Origin of the sequence: Bacillus sp. JJ1566, assembly GCF_036962685.1 — a bacterium.
GTDB lineage: Bacteria > Bacillota > Bacilli > Bacillales > Bacillaceae_L > Ferdinandcohnia.
On record NZ_JBALOP010000027.1, the window covers coordinates 44,605 to 62,840 of the forward strand.

The 18,236-nt window shown below is 37.0% G+C and carries 21 protein-coding genes; 18 read left to right on the top strand and 3 right to left on the bottom strand.

Going from position 1 to position 18,236, the window contains the following annotated elements; translation table 11 throughout:
- Positions 1 to 90: 90 nt before the first annotated feature.
- The 5 genes from V7112_RS12100 to V7112_RS12120 all read left to right on the top strand — a co-directional run bounded on the left by V7112_RS12100 (position 91) and on the right by V7112_RS12120 (position 3,762).
- Positions 91 to 960 (top strand): YitT family protein, encoded by an 870-nt coding sequence (locus V7112_RS12100; RefSeq protein WP_335419713.1) that lies wholly within the window; start codon positions 91 to 93, stop codon positions 958 to 960.
- Positions 961 to 1,142: 182 nt separating this feature from the next.
- Entirely contained in the window at positions 1,143 to 1,916 is a 774-nt protein-coding gene (locus tag V7112_RS12105) for a metal ABC transporter ATP-binding protein (protein WP_335419716.1), read from the top strand.
- 4 nt (positions 1,917 to 1,920) lie between these two features.
- Positions 1,921 to 2,763 (top strand): metal ABC transporter permease, encoded by an 843-nt coding sequence (locus tag V7112_RS12110; protein WP_335419718.1) that lies wholly within the window; start codon positions 1,921 to 1,923, stop codon positions 2,761 to 2,763.
- The gene (locus V7112_RS12115) at positions 2,760 to 3,173 is read left to right on the top strand and encodes a Fur family transcriptional regulator (protein ID WP_335419721.1); all 414 of its coding nucleotides are present in this window, start codon (positions 2,760 to 2,762) and stop codon (positions 3,171 to 3,173) included. The genes V7112_RS12110 and V7112_RS12115 overlap by 4 nt, the downstream gene beginning before the upstream one ends.
- Before the next feature lie 196 nt (positions 3,174 to 3,369).
- The gene (locus tag V7112_RS12120; protein WP_335419723.1) at positions 3,370 to 3,762 is read left to right on the top strand and encodes a DUF4190 domain-containing protein; all 393 of its coding nucleotides are present in this window, start codon (positions 3,370 to 3,372) and stop codon (positions 3,760 to 3,762) included.
- A 139-nt stretch (positions 3,763 to 3,901) separates the two neighbouring features.
- Here V7112_RS12120 and ispG read toward each other — a convergent pair whose 3' ends face one another.
- Positions 3,902 to 5,005: a flavodoxin-dependent (E)-4-hydroxy-3-methylbut-2-enyl-diphosphate synthase gene (gene ispG, locus V7112_RS12125; RefSeq protein ID WP_335419880.1), complete on the bottom strand. Its 1,104-nt coding sequence runs from the start codon at positions 5,003 to 5,005 to the stop codon at positions 3,902 to 3,904.
- 312 nt (positions 5,006 to 5,317) lie between these two features.
- The gene (locus V7112_RS12130) at positions 5,318 to 5,644 is read right to left on the bottom strand and encodes a hypothetical protein (RefSeq protein WP_335419726.1); all 327 of its coding nucleotides are present in this window, start codon (positions 5,642 to 5,644) and stop codon (positions 5,318 to 5,320) included.
- Between the two features lie 129 nt (positions 5,645 to 5,773).
- Between V7112_RS12130 and V7112_RS12135 the strand changes: the two genes are divergently transcribed.
- From V7112_RS12135 to phoU, 9 genes are all read left to right on the top strand, one after another.
- A complete protein-coding gene (locus V7112_RS12135) occupies positions 5,774 to 6,256 on the top strand; it encodes a DUF456 domain-containing protein (protein WP_335419728.1) in 483 nt (160 codons plus the stop codon).
- Positions 6,257 to 6,431: 175 nt separating this feature from the next.
- A complete protein-coding gene (gene sodA, locus V7112_RS12140) occupies positions 6,432 to 7,040 on the top strand; it encodes a superoxide dismutase SodA (protein ID WP_335419732.1) in 609 nt (202 codons plus the stop codon).
- A gap of 225 nt (positions 7,041 to 7,265) precedes the next feature.
- The gene (locus V7112_RS12145; RefSeq protein ID WP_335419735.1) at positions 7,266 to 8,552 is read left to right on the top strand and encodes an MFS transporter; all 1,287 of its coding nucleotides are present in this window, start codon (positions 7,266 to 7,268) and stop codon (positions 8,550 to 8,552) included.
- Between the two features lie 145 nt (positions 8,553 to 8,697).
- Positions 8,698 to 10,812 carry a peptidoglycan D,D-transpeptidase FtsI family protein gene (locus tag V7112_RS12150; RefSeq protein WP_438823886.1) on the top strand — a complete coding sequence of 705 codons (2,115 nt, stop codon included), beginning with the start codon at positions 8,698 to 8,700 and terminating at the stop codon, positions 10,810 to 10,812.
- A gap of 204 nt (positions 10,813 to 11,016) precedes the next feature.
- A complete protein-coding gene (locus V7112_RS12155; RefSeq protein WP_335419740.1) occupies positions 11,017 to 11,997 on the top strand; it encodes a PstS family phosphate ABC transporter substrate-binding protein in 981 nt (326 codons plus the stop codon).
- Positions 11,998 to 12,109: 112 nt separating this feature from the next.
- The gene (gene pstC / locus V7112_RS12160; protein ID WP_335419743.1) at positions 12,110 to 13,051 is read left to right on the top strand and encodes a phosphate ABC transporter permease subunit PstC; all 942 of its coding nucleotides are present in this window, start codon (positions 12,110 to 12,112) and stop codon (positions 13,049 to 13,051) included.
- Between the two features lies 1 nt (position 13,052).
- A complete protein-coding gene (gene pstA, locus V7112_RS12165) occupies positions 13,053 to 13,937 on the top strand; it encodes a phosphate ABC transporter permease PstA (RefSeq protein WP_335419746.1) in 885 nt (294 codons plus the stop codon).
- A 28-nt stretch (positions 13,938 to 13,965) separates the two neighbouring features.
- A complete protein-coding gene (pstB, locus tag V7112_RS12170) occupies positions 13,966 to 14,772 on the top strand; it encodes a phosphate ABC transporter ATP-binding protein PstB (protein WP_335419749.1) in 807 nt (268 codons plus the stop codon).
- 27 nt (positions 14,773 to 14,799) lie between these two features.
- Complete coding sequence (gene phoU / locus V7112_RS12175; protein ID WP_335419752.1) at positions 14,800 to 15,459, top strand: phosphate signaling complex protein PhoU; 660 nt, start codon at positions 14,800 to 14,802, stop codon at positions 15,457 to 15,459.
- A 316-nt stretch (positions 15,460 to 15,775) separates the two neighbouring features.
- Here phoU and V7112_RS12180 read toward each other — a convergent pair whose 3' ends face one another.
- On the bottom strand, positions 15,776 to 16,135 hold the full coding sequence (locus V7112_RS12180; RefSeq protein WP_335419754.1) for a hypothetical protein: 360 nt from the start codon (positions 16,133 to 16,135) through the stop codon (positions 15,776 to 15,778).
- Positions 16,136 to 16,329: 194 nt separating this feature from the next.
- Here V7112_RS12180 and rpmG point away from each other — a divergent pair, with 194 nt between their 5' ends.
- From rpmG to V7112_RS12200, 4 genes are all read left to right on the top strand, one after another.
- Complete coding sequence (rpmG, locus tag V7112_RS12185) at positions 16,330 to 16,479, top strand: 50S ribosomal protein L33 (RefSeq protein ID WP_335370017.1); 150 nt, start codon at positions 16,330 to 16,332, stop codon at positions 16,477 to 16,479.
- A 70-nt stretch (positions 16,480 to 16,549) separates the two neighbouring features.
- Positions 16,550 to 17,119 carry a 5-formyltetrahydrofolate cyclo-ligase gene (locus tag V7112_RS12190; RefSeq protein ID WP_335419757.1) on the top strand — a complete coding sequence of 190 codons (570 nt, stop codon included), beginning with the start codon at positions 16,550 to 16,552 and terminating at the stop codon, positions 17,117 to 17,119.
- A complete protein-coding gene (locus V7112_RS12195; protein ID WP_335419760.1) occupies positions 17,112 to 17,906 on the top strand; it encodes a DUF92 domain-containing protein in 795 nt (264 codons plus the stop codon). The genes V7112_RS12190 and V7112_RS12195 overlap by 8 nt, the downstream gene beginning before the upstream one ends.
- A gap of 42 nt (positions 17,907 to 17,948) precedes the next feature.
- Complete coding sequence (locus tag V7112_RS12200) at positions 17,949 to 18,128, top strand: hypothetical protein (RefSeq protein ID WP_335419763.1); 180 nt, start codon at positions 17,949 to 17,951, stop codon at positions 18,126 to 18,128.
- Positions 18,129 to 18,236: the final 108 nt, after the last annotated feature.

Genomic DNA, 18,236 nt, shown 5'->3' on the forward strand with positions numbered 1-18,236 from the left:
ACCTTCCTCACGTTAGTCTATTTCAACACGAAACGGTGTGTGCATAAAAGAAATTAAGATAACAATACTTTTTCGAATTGGAGTGATGAGATGAACAGAGAGCATAAAAAGGAAAGCGTTTCACATATCATCTTTCGCATGTTTATGATTATAATTGGTGCGGCCTTTGCGGCGACTTCGATTGAACTATTCTTAATTCCCAATAAAATTATTGACGGTGGAATCATTGGTATTTCGTTGATTGTGGATTATTTAACACCGAGCTATATCACATTTGGTTTTCTTGTTGTTTTGTTTAACCTACCGTTTATGTATTCCGGGTATAAACAAATCGGTAAAACCTTTATGTGGTCAAGCATCCTAGGGATTGTAGTATTAGCTATCATTGAAACCTTACTTCACTATATACAGCCCTTTGATATTGAACCAATCCTCGCTGCAGTATTTGGAGGCCTTCTTCTTGGTTCAGGAGTTGGACTTGTCATACGTAATGGCGGATCAATGGACGGAACTGAAATCTTATCGATTATTTTAACCAAAAAACTGCCGTTCTCTGTTGGAGAATTTGTCATGTTTATTAATATCTTTATTTTTGCAATGGCAGGCTTTGTTTTTGGTCTTGAATCTGCGATGTATTCTGTTTTAGCCTATTACATTGCGTTTAAAACAATTGATACAGTGGTAGAAGGGCTAGATGAAACGAAGGCTGCCATTATCGTTTCTGAGCAATTTAATGAGGTCTCAGATGCCATCCTACATCGCCTTGGTCGTGGAACAACAAAGCTAAAAGGTAGAGGCGGATATACGGACGAAGAAAAGGAAGTTGTTTATGTGGTTGTCACAAGACTTGAAGTAACGAAATTGAAAAGTATCATTCAAGAAATTGATCCAACTGCCTTCGTAACAATTATGGATACTCATGAGGTAAGAGGGGGCCGCTTTAAATCTGCTGTTCACTAACAAGTGATTAACTCTTTTTCAAAAGGTTCTGTTCTACAAAACAGATTTTTTCAAAAAGGGTTAATCTTTTTTGGTTATCAATTAACTTTACTTTATAAAATTCATCCTGTATACTTCATAAAGTATAAATCGTAATGATTCTTAATAAGACATAAGAATAAACTAATAAGTAAGGTGATAACTTGACACAGTCAAATTCGGTATTGACGATAAAGGATCTTTTCTTTAGATATGATGAACAAACCGTCTTAGAAAACATTAATTTAGTTGTCCCCCAAGGCTCCTTCTTAGCGATAGTTGGACCTAATGGGTCCGGTAAAACAACCCTGTTAAAAAGTATCCTCGGGCTTGTCAATCTTCAAAAAGGGTCGATTGAATTATTTGGAACACCCATTTCTAAATTTAAAGACTGGCCAAAAATTGGATTTGTCTCTCAAAAAGCAAATAGCTTTAACTCAGGATTTCCGGCAACCGTATTTGAAGTTGTTTCAAGTGGGTTGACAGCAAAGCTTGGTTTGTTTCATTTTTTCAAAGCAATGCACAAGAAAAAAATAATAGAAGCTCTGCAATCGGTTGGAATGGAACAATTTTTATATCGAAACATTGGTGAGCTTTCCGGCGGACAACAGCAGCGTGTCTTTATCGCAAGGGCTCTTGTGAGTGAACCGGAGCTTCTTATACTTGATGAACCGACAGTTGGGGTTGACGCTAGGACGGTTCAAACTTTTTACCACATGCTTGAAGATATTAATAAGAAAAAGGGAATTACATTGATTTTAGTCACCCATGATGTAGGGACGGTTTCGGAAAAGGTATCACATGTGGCATGTTTAAATAAGCACCTTCACTTCCATGGCAGTGCTGAGGAATTTGAACATGTTCAAGACCATGATTTATCCCAATTTTATGGACATTCACTTCAAGTAATTACCCATGAACATAATCACGGAAGGTGAAACGATGCTTTCAGACATATTTCAATATGAATTTCTACAAAATGCATTCCTAAGTGGTTTGCTGATTGGGTTAATTGCACCATTGCTCGGTGTTTTTATTGTCGTAAGACGGCTGTCGCTTATTGCAGATGCCTTAAGCCATGTTACATTAGCAGGAATTGCTGCAAGTCTTTTACTTGAAAGGAAGCTAGGGCTTACTCAGCCAATTAATCCTATTTATATGGGAATGACATTTTCAGTTGTTGGTTCTCTTTTTATTGAACGTTTAAGAACGGTATATAAGCATTATCAAGAGCTTGCAATTCCAATTATTTTGTCTGGTGGGATTGGGTTAGGTGTTATTTTTATTTCACTTGCAGACGGATTTAATACCGATTTATTTAATTATTTATTCGGAAGCGTGAGTGCAATTAGTAAATCAGATTTATGGACGATCCTTGGGATTTCTGTGCTTGTGATTTTAATTGTCTTACTTCTATATAAGGAATTATTTCTTTTATCATTTGATGAGGAACATGCTGCAGTTTCAGGAATTAATGCAAAAACCATCCACTTTATCTTTATTGTGACAGTGGCATTAGTTATTGCTGCTTCAATGAGAATTGTTGGGATTTTATTAGTATCGTCCTTAATGACATTACCAGTTGCGGCAGCGATTCGGATTGCAAGAGGCTTTAAACAAACGATTATTCTTTCAATCGTATTTGGTGAATTAGCTGTTGTTTTTGGATTAGTGCTATCCTATTATCTTGATTTAGCTCCAGGAGGAACAATCGTTGTCCTTGCAATCATGATACTTTTAGGTGCAATTAGCTGGAAAAAATGGTGGAAAGGAAGAGTAGCATGAATGTATCTGAAGCGATGCAACTAATGAAGGAAAAAGGGTTTAAACATACTGGAAAAAGACAAGAAATGCTTGAATTATTTTCTGTATCAGATAAATATTTAACTGCAAAGGATGTTTTGGATGGCTTAAAGGAAAACTATCCTGGACTAAGCTTTGACACGATTTACCGAAACCTTTCTTTATTTGCGGATCTCGGCGTTTTGGAAATGACGGAGCTTTCAGGAGAAAAACATTTCCGCTTTTCCTGTGGTGGGAGCCACCATCACCATCACTTTATTTGTCTAGACTGTGGAAAAACCAAAGAGATTGAATCCTGCCCTATGGATAAAATCATCGATAATTTATCCGGATATGATGTAACCGGACATAAATTTGAAATATATGGTTCGTGTCCAGAATGTCAAGCTTAATACCAAGTTTCCTACGGTAAAGTGCAATTATCCAGTTTAAAGCGCAATTTCGATAACTAACGCGCATTTCTAGTTAGCTAACGCGCAATTCTGAAAAATAAAGCGCAATTATAGTAAATGATTAACAATTATATTTCTCTCTTCCTTAACTCATACTATTAATGCTCCTTACCCATAAGGAAAGCGAGGGATAAGCATGGCAGAACAAGATAATAACGTAAAAAATTCAATGGACAATAATGATTTTGATTATTACGTTGATCCAAACTTAGGTGCAAATGCTGACTCAAGCTATAATGAGGAAACGGCAGCAGAGGTTGCCGCCCCAATCAATTATGGAACCACTAGACGTGAGGCGAACTATGAAGGGGATAATACGCAAGATAGAGCAGGTGGTGCAGGTTTAGGCTGGCTAGCTCTTGCTTTATCAATTATTTCCTTATTTGTAATGCCTGTATTATTAGGAGCAGCAGGTATTATCATTGGATTCATTGCACGCCGACGTGGAGCAACTGGTTTAGGAGCATGGGCAATCGGGATCGGTGCTGTATCGATTATCGTAGGCATCTTCATCCTCCCATTCTTTTAACGATTAAAATAAAATAAGCCCGACACAATCGTGTGCCGGGCTTATTTTTATTATTACTTTTTGGTGTCTAGTTTTTAGCGCCTAGCCCCTCGATGTCACAAACCTATCTGTCAGGGCTGAGCAAGGCGCTTGCACTTTTCTATTTTTCAGCAGCTTGTTTTGCGTAATATTCTTCAGCTAGCTTGTCGATTTCTTTTTTCAATTCTTCCACCATAGTAGCCTCAGGTACTTTACGAACGGTTTTCCCGTGACGGAAAAGTAATCCTTCCCCTCTCGCTCCTGCAATACCAATATCGGCCTCTTTTGCCTCTCCAGGACCATTAACCGCACAGCCTAATACTGAAACCTTAATTGGTGCTTTAATCGTTGAAATATATTCTTCTACCTCATTTGCGATTTTAATGAGGTCGATTTCAATACGTCCACATGTTGGGCATGAAACTAATGTTGCTGCATTAGATATTAAACCAAATGATTTTAATAATTCTCGAGCAACCTTAACTTCTTCAACAGGATCTGCACTTAGTGAAATACGTAATGTATTTCCAATTCCCTTACTTAAAATAGCACCTAAACCAGCTGCACTTTTAACTGTTCCAGTAAAAAGTGTACCAGATTCAGTAATACCTAAGTGTAATGGGTAATCGAATGCCTTTGCCGCTTTTTCATACGCTTCAATGGCAAGCGATACAGTAGATGCTTTCATTGACACGATTATGTCATGGAAATCGAGGTCCTCTAAAATTTTGATATGGTGTAATGCACTTTCAACCATACCGTCAGCAGTAGGATAGCCATATTTATCAAGGATGCGCTTCTCTAATGATCCCGCATTTACCCCAATACGAATTGGAATCCCTTTTTCCTTCGCTGCTTTAACAACGGCCTCAACCTTTTCTTTACGACCGATATTACCAGGGTTAATCCGAATTTTGTCGGCCCCTCCCTCAATCGCTTTTAAGGCTAATTTATAATCGAAATGTATATCAACTACAAGAGGAATTGAAATTCTTTTTTTGATTTCTGAAATCGCATTTGCTGCGCGCTCATCAGGACATGCTACACGAACAATTTGACATCCTGCTTCTTCAAGGCGTTTTATTTCTGCAACAGTTGCATCAACATCATGTGTCTTAGTAGTGGTCATACTTTGAATAATGACTTCATTATTACCACCAATCGTTAAATTACCAACCTTTACAGGACGTGTTTTTGTACGATGGATGATCTCACTCACGAATATCGCTCCTTTTAAATCAAATACGCCTTGGCGTATTTGCGCCCAGATTTTTTAGGCCCACACGATGTGGGTCACAAAGACGTTGCCACAGGATGTGGCGTTCTTAGTCTTTGATCTTATGCTCGAAAAGTTTCCTTTAAAAATCTGAGGCATCCGCCGGAGGCTTACTTTATTCTGCAAGTCTTTGAAGAATAAAGTTAAAACCTATTTAATCACTTATTTAAGAGTAATCCTTTATTAGAAAAATATCTAGTCTAAAGAATCATTTACTTGCCTATTTTACAGTTGAATCGAAAAAATGACAAGAAAAGTCCCTTACTCGTTTTTATATAATGGAAACTTATAGCTTTTTCCAATTTGGAGAAGCTCAGCCTTACTGTCAGGATTAAGTTCTTCAAAGTCTTTAATGACAGATTCAATGGAAGAAATCTGCTTCCCTTCATTCACATTTTCAACAATGGATAATAAAGTGTCACCAGCCTTTACTTTAATTTCCTGATATGGATTGCTTGGTGTTTGGGCAACGACCTCTGTAGCTTCTATTGTTTCATTTTTTTCAACTGATAGAGTTCCAACTCTCACATCGTAATAAATAATATATAAAATAAATGCAATTGCTAGGAATGCAAAAAAACGCTTCATAATTAAAACCTCCGCTAGGACTATTTAATACAGAATATGCTTGACTTACCTTTATATGCCTACAAATAATAGAAAAAGGATAAAATTTAATAGGAAAGCTAGATTTACATTCTAGGAGGTTTTAATTACATGGGATTTCTTATGTGGACGATCATTATTTTATTGTTTCTAATTGCCTTTATTGGACTTGTCTATCCAATTATTCCGAGTGTGCTCTTTATCGCCGGTGGTTTTCTAATTTATGGATTCTTTCAAGGCTTTGAATCGTTAACGATATGGTTCTGGATAATCGAAGGTTTGTTTCTCTTTCTATTATTAGGCGCAGATTACGCAACTAATTTACTAGGAGTAAAAAAGTATGGTGGAAGCAAGGCAGCTGTTTGGGGAAGTACAATCGGACTTCTTGTAGGTCCCTTTGTGATTCCGATAGTGGGCATTATTATCGGTCCATTCCTTGGAGCATTTCTAGCTGAATTACTCGTGCATAAAAAGGATCTAAAGGATGCTTTTAAAAGTGGTATCGGTTCCCTCATTGGTTTTCTTAGTGGTGTTCTTGCAAAAGGGATCATTCAAGCCATCATGATTATCTATTTTTTATTTGTCGTGTTATGAGAATAAAAGACATTCTCCAGTGGAACGTTAAATCTGGTGTTGTATGATTAATTAACAAAGCTTTTTATTTGAAAGATTATACTTATTTTGGTAATCTAACAAGTGAGGGCTACTGAAGACGTATTCGTTTTCAAAAGGTTCAACATTACATATATTTTTAAGGAGGAATAAAACAATGGCATACGAATTACCACAATTACCTTATGCTTATGATGCATTAGAACCACACATTGACAAAGAAACAATGAACATTCACCACACTAAGCACCACAACACATACGTTACTAACGTAAACAATGCAATTGCTGGCAAAGCTGATTTAGAAAGTAAATCAGTAGAAGAGTTAGTTTCAAATCTTGACGCTGTTCCAGAAGATATTCGTACAGCAGTAAGAAACAATGGTGGTGGACATGCGAACCACAGCTTATTCTGGACAATCCTTTCTCCAAACGGAGGCGGTGCACCAACTGGCGAATTAGCTGACGCAATTAACAGCAAATTTGGAAGCTTTGAAGCATTCAAAGATGAGTTCACAAAAGCAGCTACAACTCGTTTCGGTTCTGGTTGGGCTTGGTTAGTTGTAAACAATGGTGAGCTTGAAGTAACAAGCACTCCAAACCAAGACTCTCCATTAATGGAAGGTAAAACTCCAGTTCTAGGTCTTGATGTTTGGGAGCATGCTTACTATCTAAACTACCAAAACCGTCGACCTGATTACATTTCTGCATTCTTTAATGTAGTTAATTGGGAAGAAGTAGCAAACCGTTACAACGCAGCAAAATAATGAAGATTAAAGCCAGTGGGCTTTGTCCACTGGCTTTTTTTCGTGTCTAGCTTCAGCGCCCGGCCCCTCTCTGGTCTAGCCAAGCAGTCAAGAAGGATAAAAGGCATCCTTCTCGCCTGCTTTTCTTATGCTTGTCGGGGCTGGCAAGTCGCTGAAGTTTTTCTTTGTATATCTCCTTTTTTTTATCACACAATAATGAGTGTAGATTGAAAAGGGGAGTCAGCAATGTTTCGTTTTAATAAGGTACTCGGTGATGTACCCGTACACAGGGATTTAATTTTGTTACTTGTCATTGGTGGATTATATGCACTAAGTATCGCTTTATCAAACACGTTTGTAAACGTCTATTTATGGAAGCAGTCAGGTGATTTTAAAGATTTGGGTTTATATAATTTAGCAGTCGTTGTTTTACAACCATTAACCTTTATCCTTGCTGGGAGATGGGCTAAAAAAATTGATAGAGTGATCGTACTAAGGCTTGGAGTTTCATTCTTAGCCATTTTTTATATCACCGTTCTATGGATTGGAGAAAACGCCTCGCACTATCTATTACTTTTAGGAGCTCTACTTGGGATTGGCTATGGTTTTTATTGGCTGGCCTTTAATGTCTTAACCTTTGAAATAACAGAGCCTGAAACGCGTGACTTTTTTAACGGATTTTTAGGATTGCTGGGCTCGTTTGCTGGGATGATTGGTCCAATTGCAGCGGGTATCATCATATCTTCCATGGAGAGTTTTACAGGCTATACCGTCATTTTCGGAATTTCTTTAGGGTTATTTACCGGTGCAGTTGTGCTTAGCTTTTTCTTAAAAAGGCGAAGTGCGGAAGGGGATTTTGTTTTTAGACGAATACTTAAAGAGCGAAAAAAGAATTCAAATTGGAAAAATATCTTACATGCTCACTTTTTTCAAGGAATTCGTGAAGGTACATTTGTGTTTGTTATCTCAGTTTTTGTATTCGTTGCAACTGGAAGTGAGCTGGCCTTAGGAAAATTTGGTTTAATTAATTCAGCCGTATCCTTTTTGTTTTATTTTCTAGCGACGAGGTTAATCAAAAAGAAAATGCGCAAAAAAGCAATTCTTTTTGGAGGCTTAATGGTGTATCTTGCTATATTTGCGATTCTTTTTGATGTAACCTACACAAGGCTGATTATATATGGTGTCATTATCGGAGCAGCTTACCCGATTTTGCTGGTTCCATATAATTCCTTAACCTATGATGTTATTGGTAAGGGATGGAACGCAAAAGAAATGAGAATCGAATATGTGGTCGTTAGGGAAATCTTTTTAAATATCGGAAGGATTGTCTCAATCATATTGTTTCTATTTGCTGTCACATTTTTCGATGAAAAACATAGCATTCCCATTCTCTTAGCCGTTATCGGGGCTGGACATTTACTTTTATATTTTCCAATCAGGCGAATCCAAACACCCGATGCAGCTGGTGCCGTTCAATCAAAATCTGCTGCAAATCGGAAACTAATTGAAGGTGAAGGTGGCTCTACGGCGTAAAACCAGTTTTTTATCATGGAAAAAAGTTTAAGTTTCTTATACAATAGAAGACAAAGGCACCTAGCCTGGCTGGGTGTCTTTTTTCTTTCATAAGAATTCTGCACAATGATAAAATTACTAATAGGCCAAAATATAAAGGTAGTTGATGTTAATGATTAAAAAGAAAAAATCACATGTTCCCTTTCGTTTAAATATATTATTTTTTGCTGTCTTTTTACTTTTTTCAGCCCTTATTTTACGACTTGGGGTTGTCCAAATTGTTCACGGTGAGAAATTTCAAAAGGAAGTAGAAAAGACGGAAAACGAAATTGTAAATCTGCCTGTTCCACGGGGCAAGATTTATGACAAAAATGGAAATGTTATTGTAGATAATAAAGCTTTAAATGCAATCACTTATACACGAGCAAGAGGGACAAAATCAGAAGAAGTGCTTAAAGTGGCAGAAACTCTTGCAACCCTAATTGAAATGGACACAGAAAAAGTCACAGAACGAGATTTAAAGGATTTCTGGATGCTAATAAATCCTGAAGACGCTAAAGCGTTGGTCACTGAACAAGAATTACAGAAAGAGCAAGATGGAGATTTATCGAGTAAGGACATTTATAAACTCCAAATCGAACGAATTACGGAAGAAGACCTTAAACAGATAACAGAGCCTGAGTTAGAGGTAGCGGCAATTTTCCGTGAAATGACGAAGGGCTATGCACTTGTACCGCAAATTGTTAAAAATGAAAATGTTACACCTGAAGAATATGCGGTGGTCAGTGAAAACCTCGAGAGTTTACCAGGTGTTAATACAACAACCGATTGGGTTCGAGATTATAAATATGAGTATACCTTAAAAACCATACTTGGCAGAATCTCTAACACAGATGAAGGTCTACCAAGTGATAAGCTTGATTATTATTTATCCCGTGGGTATAACCGTAATGACCGTGTTGGATTAAGTTATTTAGAAGCACAATATGAATCCGTACTACATGGACAAAAAGCTAAGGTAGAAAATGTGATAAAAGGTAATGCTGTTCAAGAAACAATTGTGATTTCAGAAGGACAAAGAGGGAGTGATCTTGTTCTTACCATTGATATGGAGCTCCAGCAGGCAGTTGAACAAATCCTCGAGGATCAAATGCTAGCTCATAAACAAATGGCCAATACACAATATCTTGACCGTGCATTTGTCGTCATGATGAACCCTAATACAGGTGAAATTTTAAGTATGGCTGGAAAAGTATATTCAAAAGGCGAATTCCAGGACTATGCACTTGGTACAATGAATGCCGCTTATGAGATGGGTTCCACTGTCAAAGGCGCCACCATGTTAACAGGATATGATACGGGTACCATTGATATTGGTTCTATGTACTATGATTCACCAATGAAAATTGGAAGAGAAGGCTCTCTAAAGGGATCCTGGAAAACTTTAGGACCTACCAATGACCTTAAAGCTCTAGAAATGTCATCAAACGTCTATATGTTTAAGACGTTCCTTGATTTAGCAGGTGGAAATTATGTTTATGGTCAACCTATTTCCATTGATGAAGATGCCTTCCGGACTGTTAGAAATTATTTCAGTCAGTTTGGTTTAGGTGTGAAGACGGGAATTGATTTACCAGGTGAAGCTATAGGTTTTCCTGGGCCAGACCGTCTTTCTGGTTTACTTATGGACTTAGCAATTGGACAATATGACACCTATACAACCCTACAATTAGCACAGTATGTGTCAACGATTGCGAATGATGGATATAGAATGCAACCTAAGATTGTAAGAGAAATTCATCAACCAACAATGGAGGAAAATGAATTAGGCCCAATCCAAAAGCCGTTTGAACCTACCGTTTTAAACAAAGTCGATATCGACCAGAAATATTTCGATCGGGTCCAACAGGGATTTAAATTAGTTTTTCAAGGAGGAAATGGAACTGCCCGCAGCGTTTTTGCAGGTAAATCATATAATCCTGCCGGAAAAACAGGAACAGCCCAATCGTTTATTAATGGGATAGAAGCTGTTAATAGTACACTTGTTGGTTATGCTCCATTTGACAACCCTGAGGTTGCATTTGCGGTAGTCATTCCATACGCATATTATGGTAACACTTCACATAACATGAACCTTAAAGTTGGGGAAGCCGTTTTAGATAAATATTTTGAACTAAAAGAAATGAGAGCAACACAACCACAACAAATAACGGATTCACCAGATACAGATACACATCAAGAAACACCTGAGGATGAAGTGGAATCCGAAGAAACTGAATAAACTTAAGTAAAGTCTAACTACTCGTTAGGCTTTTTTATATGCAAATAATTAGTAATAGACCTCGACAAAAATAGGGTGTATTCATCATTTTATTTATATTTACAAAACATTTACATTCAATTCATATGAGATTAATAGAATACCATTATTCTAATCTTGTAAGACAAAGGCAAAACAAACTCACTCTTAGGGGGAATAAAGGAAATGAAACGCTTAAAGTTCTTAGGTTTAGCAATGATCACTTTTGCACTGCTTGTATTAGCAGCATGCGGTAACGAAAGTAACACAAATAGTGAAGAACCACAAACAGGTAGTGATACAGAAAGTGCAGAATTGGAAGGCAGCGTAGTAATTGATGGATCTGGAACAGTATTTCCTTTCATGTCTAAAATGGCAGAAAATTATATGTTAAATGAACAAGAGGGTGTATCAGTAGAAGTTAGCCGCGCTGGAACAAGTGCTGGATTTAAAAAGTTTTTAGTTGAAGATGGCGGAACAGATTTCAATGACGCATCACGTCAAATCAAAGACGAGGAAGCAGCTACTGCTAAGGATCTTGGAATTGATGTAAAAGAATTAAAAGTTGCGCTTGACGGTTTAACATTTGTAGTTCACCCAGATAACGATTGGGCAGAAGAGCTAACACAGCAAGAAGTAATTGATATTTTCTTAGCGAGTGCTGGTAAGAAAAATTGGTCAGATGTTCGTTCTGATTTTCCAAATGAACCAATTAAAACATATGGTCCTAACGAAAACCACGGTACGTATGAATTCTTCTGGGAAAATATTTTAGATGAGCAAGATTTAGTAGCAGAAGCAAATCTACAACAAGAATATTCAACTCTAGTAGATTTAGTATCAAAAGATAAAAATGCAATTGCATTCTTCGGATATGGTTATGCAGCAAACAACAAAGAAAAAGTAAAAATTGTAAAAATTGATTTCGGTAACGGTCCTGTAGAACCAAGTACAGATACAATCAGTGAAGATGGAGATTACGCTCCATTTACACGACCAGTATTTACTTACCTTAATGTAAACATGGCAAAAGAAAAGCCACAAGTATTAGACTATGCAATTTATACTATGAAAAATGCGGCTGGTGTAGCATCTGAAACTGGATTCGCTCCACTTCCAGAAGATGAATTACAAAAAGCAGTTGAAGAATTAGAAGGTTTAAAATAAGAAATAAAATAGAGGATGAGAGCACGAATTGCTCTCATCTTTAACCTGATTATAGATAGAAAAATATTTTTTGGTCTTGATAAATGATAAAGTGGAATGAAGGGAGTTTATCATGAAGGAAGGTTCTAAAGCTTTAAACGTGAGAGAGCTGATCGCTCAAAATAAAAGCAATAAAAGCATGAACACAATTATTGAAAAAGTCATTCCAAAAGGTTTGCTTTTAATTGCGATTGTTTCCATTTTAACGACAATTGGTATCGTCTTTACTCTTCTTTTTGAAACATTCGAGTTTTTTAAACGTGTACCGTTTCTCGATTTCTATACTGGTACCGTCTTAAAACCCCTCGGTGAAAATGCTGAGTTCGGGGTTTTACCTCTACTAACAGGAACAGTTATATCATCGACTATAGCAATGTTAGTCGCAATTCCAATCGGTATGATGTCAGCTATTTATTTAAGTGAATATGCTTCAGACCGAGTTAGAAGAATTTTAAAGCCAATCCTTGAAATTCTTGCAGGAATTCCGACGATTGTCTATGGTTTCTTTGCATTAACGTTCGTAACACCTCTTTTACAATTTATTATTCCTGGTCTTGAACCGACCAATATCCTCAGTCCAGGTATCGTCATGGGTATAATGATTATTCCTATGGTCGCATCTCTATCAGAGGATGCTATGAGCTCAGTGCCAAGTTCTATAAGGGAAGGTGCGCTTGGTCTAGGCTCAACAAAACTTGAAGTTACATGGAAGGTTGTTATTCCTGCTGCAATGTCTGGAATCATTGCTTCTTTTGTTCTTGGTATATCCAGAGCAATTGGTGAAACCATGATTGTTACTCTTGCTAGTGGAAGTACCAAGAACTTTACCTTTGATATTACCCAATCAATGCAAACAATGACTTCTTACATTGTTGAAGTCAATAGTGGTGATGCACCAGCAGGCTCGACTTTATATTATAGTTTATATGCTGTAGCTATTACTCTATTTGTATTTACATTAGTTATGAACCTGCTTGCCCAATATATTTCTCGCAAGTTTAAGGAGGAATATTAAGATGAAATATGTAAATGCAGCACAGGTGCAAAAGAAACTTAATACACGTTTAGCAGTCAATAAAATTGCAAAAACCATCTTTTTAATCTCAATACTATTCAGCCTAGTAGTGCTAGTAATCCTTTTTTATCGTGTTATTGCTCAAAGTCTTGGTTGGATTGACCTTCAATTTTTAACGAATAAATTATCAACGGTCGCTGAAAACGCTGGGATTATGGGCGCGATTCTTGGAACTCTCTGGTTAATGATTGTTGTAGCTCCAATTACACTTATACTTGGTGTTGGAACAGCTATTTATCTTGAAGAGTATGCTACAAAAGGACGGCTTCAACGCTTTATTCAAACAAATATTTCCAACCTTGCAGGTGTTCCGTCAATCGTATTTGGTATTTTAGGATTAACTGTTTTTGTCCGTGGATTTGGATTAGGAAATATTGTATTAGCTGGTGGACTCACTATGTCACTATTGGTACTTCCTATCGTTGTTGTGGCAAGTCAAGAATCAATTCGCGCAGTTCCCGGGTTTTTACGTGAAGCTTCGTACGGAATGGGAGCTACAAAATGGCAAACGATTAAAAATGTTGTTTTACCAGCGTCAATACCTGGAATTTTAACAGGAGCTATTTTGGCACTTTCAAGAGCAATTGGTGAAACTGCTCCACTTGTTGTTCTTGGAATTCCGGCCTTATTAATTCCACTACCTGATAGCATTTTTGATAAGTTCACCGTAATGCCAATGCAAATTTATTATTGGACACTTGATTCTGCACTGGTAGCTGAATACGCAAATCTAGCGGCAGCAACAATTGTTATTTTGCTAATCATTCTATTCTTAATGAACTCTATTGCAATCCTGATTAGAAATAAATTCCAAAGAAGATTCTAATCTTATTTGAAGGGGAGAAACTCAAACGATGTCATTAAAAGTTGTTAGTAATAAAAATGTAAATACAGCTCAAATAGATAAAAAAGTTGTGTATGATACTAAGGATTTAAACCTTTGGTATGGGGAAGATCATGCGTTAAAAAATATTAATTTTCCAATCTATGAAAACGAAGTGACGGCAATCATTGGGCCGTCAGGATGTGGAAAATCAACTTATATTAAAACATTAAACCGCATGGTTGAACTCGTACCGATTGTCCGAATTTCCGGTGAGATTTTATATCGAGGAAAAAACATTTTTGATAAGTCTTATAAAGAGGAAGAGCTTCGAACAAAGGTTGGAATGGTTTTCCAAAAGCCAAATCCGTTTCCAAAATCCATTTACGACAATATAGCATATGGACCTCGAATCCATGGAATTCGAAACAAAAAGATACTTGATGAAATTGTGGAAAAGAGTTTACGAGGGGCTGCCATTTGGGATGAGGTGAAAGACCGTCTACACGAGAACGCATATGGACTTTCAGGCGGTCAGCAACAAAGAATTTGTATTGCTAGATGTTTAGCAATCGAACCTGATGTTATACTAATGGATGAGCCGACTTCTGCACTTGACCCGATTTCGACATTAAAGATTGAAGAACTAGTTCAGGAACTAAAGCAAAGCTTTAGCATTATCATCGTTACACACAACATGCAACAAGCAGCACGTATTTCTGACCGAACTGCATTTTTCCTGAGTGGAGAAATTGTCGAGTACGAAAAAACTGATAAAATGTTCTCTAACCCATCCGACAAGCGCACTGAAGACTACATCACGGGTCGTTTTGGCTAAAAAATAAATATATAAGGGGAGTAGAGTATGTCCATACGCACGACGTTAGATAAAGATTTAGATCGTCTTAAAGAATTACTTATTGAAATGGTAAATCTATCAAAAATTGCTGTTGAAAAATCAGTCCAATCACTGGCACACCAAAATATCGAAATGGCTGAGCAAATCATTAAAGAAGACCAACATATTAACGAACTTGAAGAAGAAATCAATAACTTGATTATTCAACTAATTGCTCAACAACAGCCGGTCGCATCCGATCTCCGCACGATTATCGCTGGATTGAAAATCTCAAACGATGTTGAACGAATCGGTGACCTAGCCGTAAATATCTCAAAATCTGTAATCCATATTGGAAACGGGCCACTCATCAAGCCAATTGTAGATATTCCTAAAATGGCTGAAATGGCTTTAGACATGTTAAATAACGTAATTAAAGCCTATATCGAAAAGGATATCGAGCTTGCGATTACAACAGCAAAGGCCGATGATGAGGTCGATGATTTATACGGTAAGATTATCAAAGAATTGCTTGAATTAATGCCAAGCAAACCTGATGCATTCAATCAAATCTCACAGCTGTCCTTTGTTTCCCGTAATATCGAACGGATAGCAGACCATACAACCAATATGTCTGAACATATCATTTATATGGTAAAAGGTAAAAATGTCGATCTTAACGCCTAACAAAAAACTCAAGCCAATCCAAGGCTTGAGTTTTTTTATCCCGCATTAACGAGTAGTAAAACTCCACCTCTAAACTTTAGAGGTGGGGTTAACTGTTCGTAAAAGCCCGATTAAAGGAACAAAGACTAAAAACGCCACGTCCTGTGGCAATGTCTTTGTGACCCACATCATGTGGGCCTCAACTAACAAACAGCGGGGATGAAGTAAACCCCAATGATTGAAGTTTCACTTTATGTAGTCAAATAGTAAATAGTCCCATAGACAATGGTTGATATGATAATTCCAATTGCGATTCCACGTAATAAATTTTTATCCATTAAATGAGCCCCATTTTCTTTGCTTGCTCTAGAATGAGACGAACTTCTTCAACTGGTAAATTTGTTTTATTTCCGATTTCCTCATAGCTCAAGCCTTTATCATATAAAGATAAAATGGAGGTATTTGATAAAGACATGGAACTTGTTTGCGGTAGTCCCATTTCATCATCAATGTCATTTGTGAGTAGTTCTTCCTCTAAGATCTTCATTTTTTTCTTTAAAAGATACGTTTCCTGTATTACGGAAAGGGAAAGCTGATCTATTTCTTCTTGGACCGATTTTATCCGGTCCTTCCCATAAAAGGAGATAACAAGAAGAAGAATTGCGATACCTAATAAAATAATAAATGCGTATACCATATCTTCACTCCATTCCATAACTAATCTTATCGTAACTTACTAATGTGGACAACACTTTGTATACCTGTTAATTGTATTTTAATATAGTGATTAGAATTTCTTTTTCACCAAAAAATAGGACTGGAATTTTGAATAGTTAAGTGGTATGATAGGTAAGTCTGATTAAAGCTTTAAATGTTTGGAGGGAAATAACGATGCGTGTTAAAATCACTTTAGCTTGTACTGAAACTGGTGATCGTAATTATATTACAAAGAAAAATAAGCGAAATAACCCTGACCGTCTTGAACTTAAGAAATATAGCCCAAGACTTAAAAAGGTTACTCTACACCGCGAAACAAAGTAACAGTAGGAAAGAAATTTCCTGCTGTTTTTTTTATTATATAATTGAAGCAATGATGAGGAGGCGAATTAGGTTGAAGTTGAAACAGGAAATGAGAAAGGAAAAGAAGGAGACTTTACGTTCTATTGATAAAGTTACTTTAAATAAAAGGTCACTGGAAATTACAGAACAAGTCCTTTCATTAACGGAGTGGGTGAACGCAAAGACAATTGGCATCACGATTTCGCAGGAATTTGAGGTCAATACGAAATACTTGATTGAAAAAGCATGGGAATCAAAGAAACGAGTTGCTGTTCCAAAATGTCATCCAAAGACAAAAACAATGACATTCCGTGAAATAACATCATTTTCACAATTAGAAGTAGTCTATTATGGATTACAAGAACCAATTGAAGAACAAACACGAGAGGTTTTACATAATGAGATAGATGTATTGTTTGTCCCTGGCCTAAGTTTCGTAACGAACGGATACCGCCTTGGCCACGGTGGAGGATATTATGATCGATATTTAACAGAATATCAGGGCAATACCGTTTCTTTGGCATTTCCAGAGCAACTGGTAGAAGAACTACCGATTGAGCCATTCGATATTCCTGTTCAAAAAATCGTGACAAACACAGGGGTTATAGACCCGCATGATTAATCTTTCCATCCAAATACTAGCTTCTATTGCCGTGGCAGTAGCAGGATATAGGCTAAAATCTTTAACAATTAGCGGGGCTGCTGGGACGATTATTGTAGGAAGTGCTGTGTCGATAGGATTTGGTTATCGTGGCTTACTGTTAGTAGGTGTCTTTTTTGCAAGCTCGAGCGTATGGAGTAAATTAAAGGCTGGAAATAAAGAAAATCTCAAAAATAAAGTGGCTAAAGGTGAGCAGAGGGATATCATCCAAGTCTTTGCTAATGGTGGAATTGCCGCATTAGCAGGATTAATGTTTGCATGGACTGATTCATTGTTTTGGTTATACTTTTTCATTGGATCCATCGCAGCTGCAAATGCAGATACATGGGCTTCAGAAATTGGGACACTTAGTAAGAAAATGCCAATTTTACTTACAAAAATGAAGCGGGTGGATGCAGGTACATCAGGTGCAGTATCAGTATTAGGAACGATAGCTGGCTTTTTGGGCTCATTTCTCATTAGTCTCATTTCATTTTTAGTTTGGCCTGAGCTTTCAGTAGTTCTGTTGGTAGGACTTACTTTGACTGGATTCTGTGGAAATTTATTTGATACCATTATAGGAGCAACCATCCAAGTCGTTTATAGATGCTCTATTTGTGGAATAGAAACGGAAAAAATGCTCCATTGTGGAAAGGAAACGAACTATCTCAGGGGCCTTCGCTTTTGCAATAATGACGTTGTGAATTTTTTATCAATTCTCCTTGCTTCTGGTCTTGGGACATATTTCCTTTCACTTATACAAGGATAAAATGAACAGCATAATCAAAAAGTATATCTAGGAGGGATTAAAATGTTAAGCTTATTGACCCGAATAGCTTTACTTATTGGTGGGATTTATGCTATATACAGGTATCGTTATCGCATTTTTAATCGGGTATTTGGTAATCCAGCAGTTCGACGTGTCTTTATCAGTTCGTCGATGAAAATCCCATTTATTCGAAATAGAATGATACACCAAGCCTTCCGATAGAAAAGAAAACCTGTTGGCCCTCGTTCAACAGGTTTTTTCGTTTTTTAAGACAGAAATTTGGTAACTGTTATAGAAAAACGTTTATAATAAAAGAAACTTATTGGACGA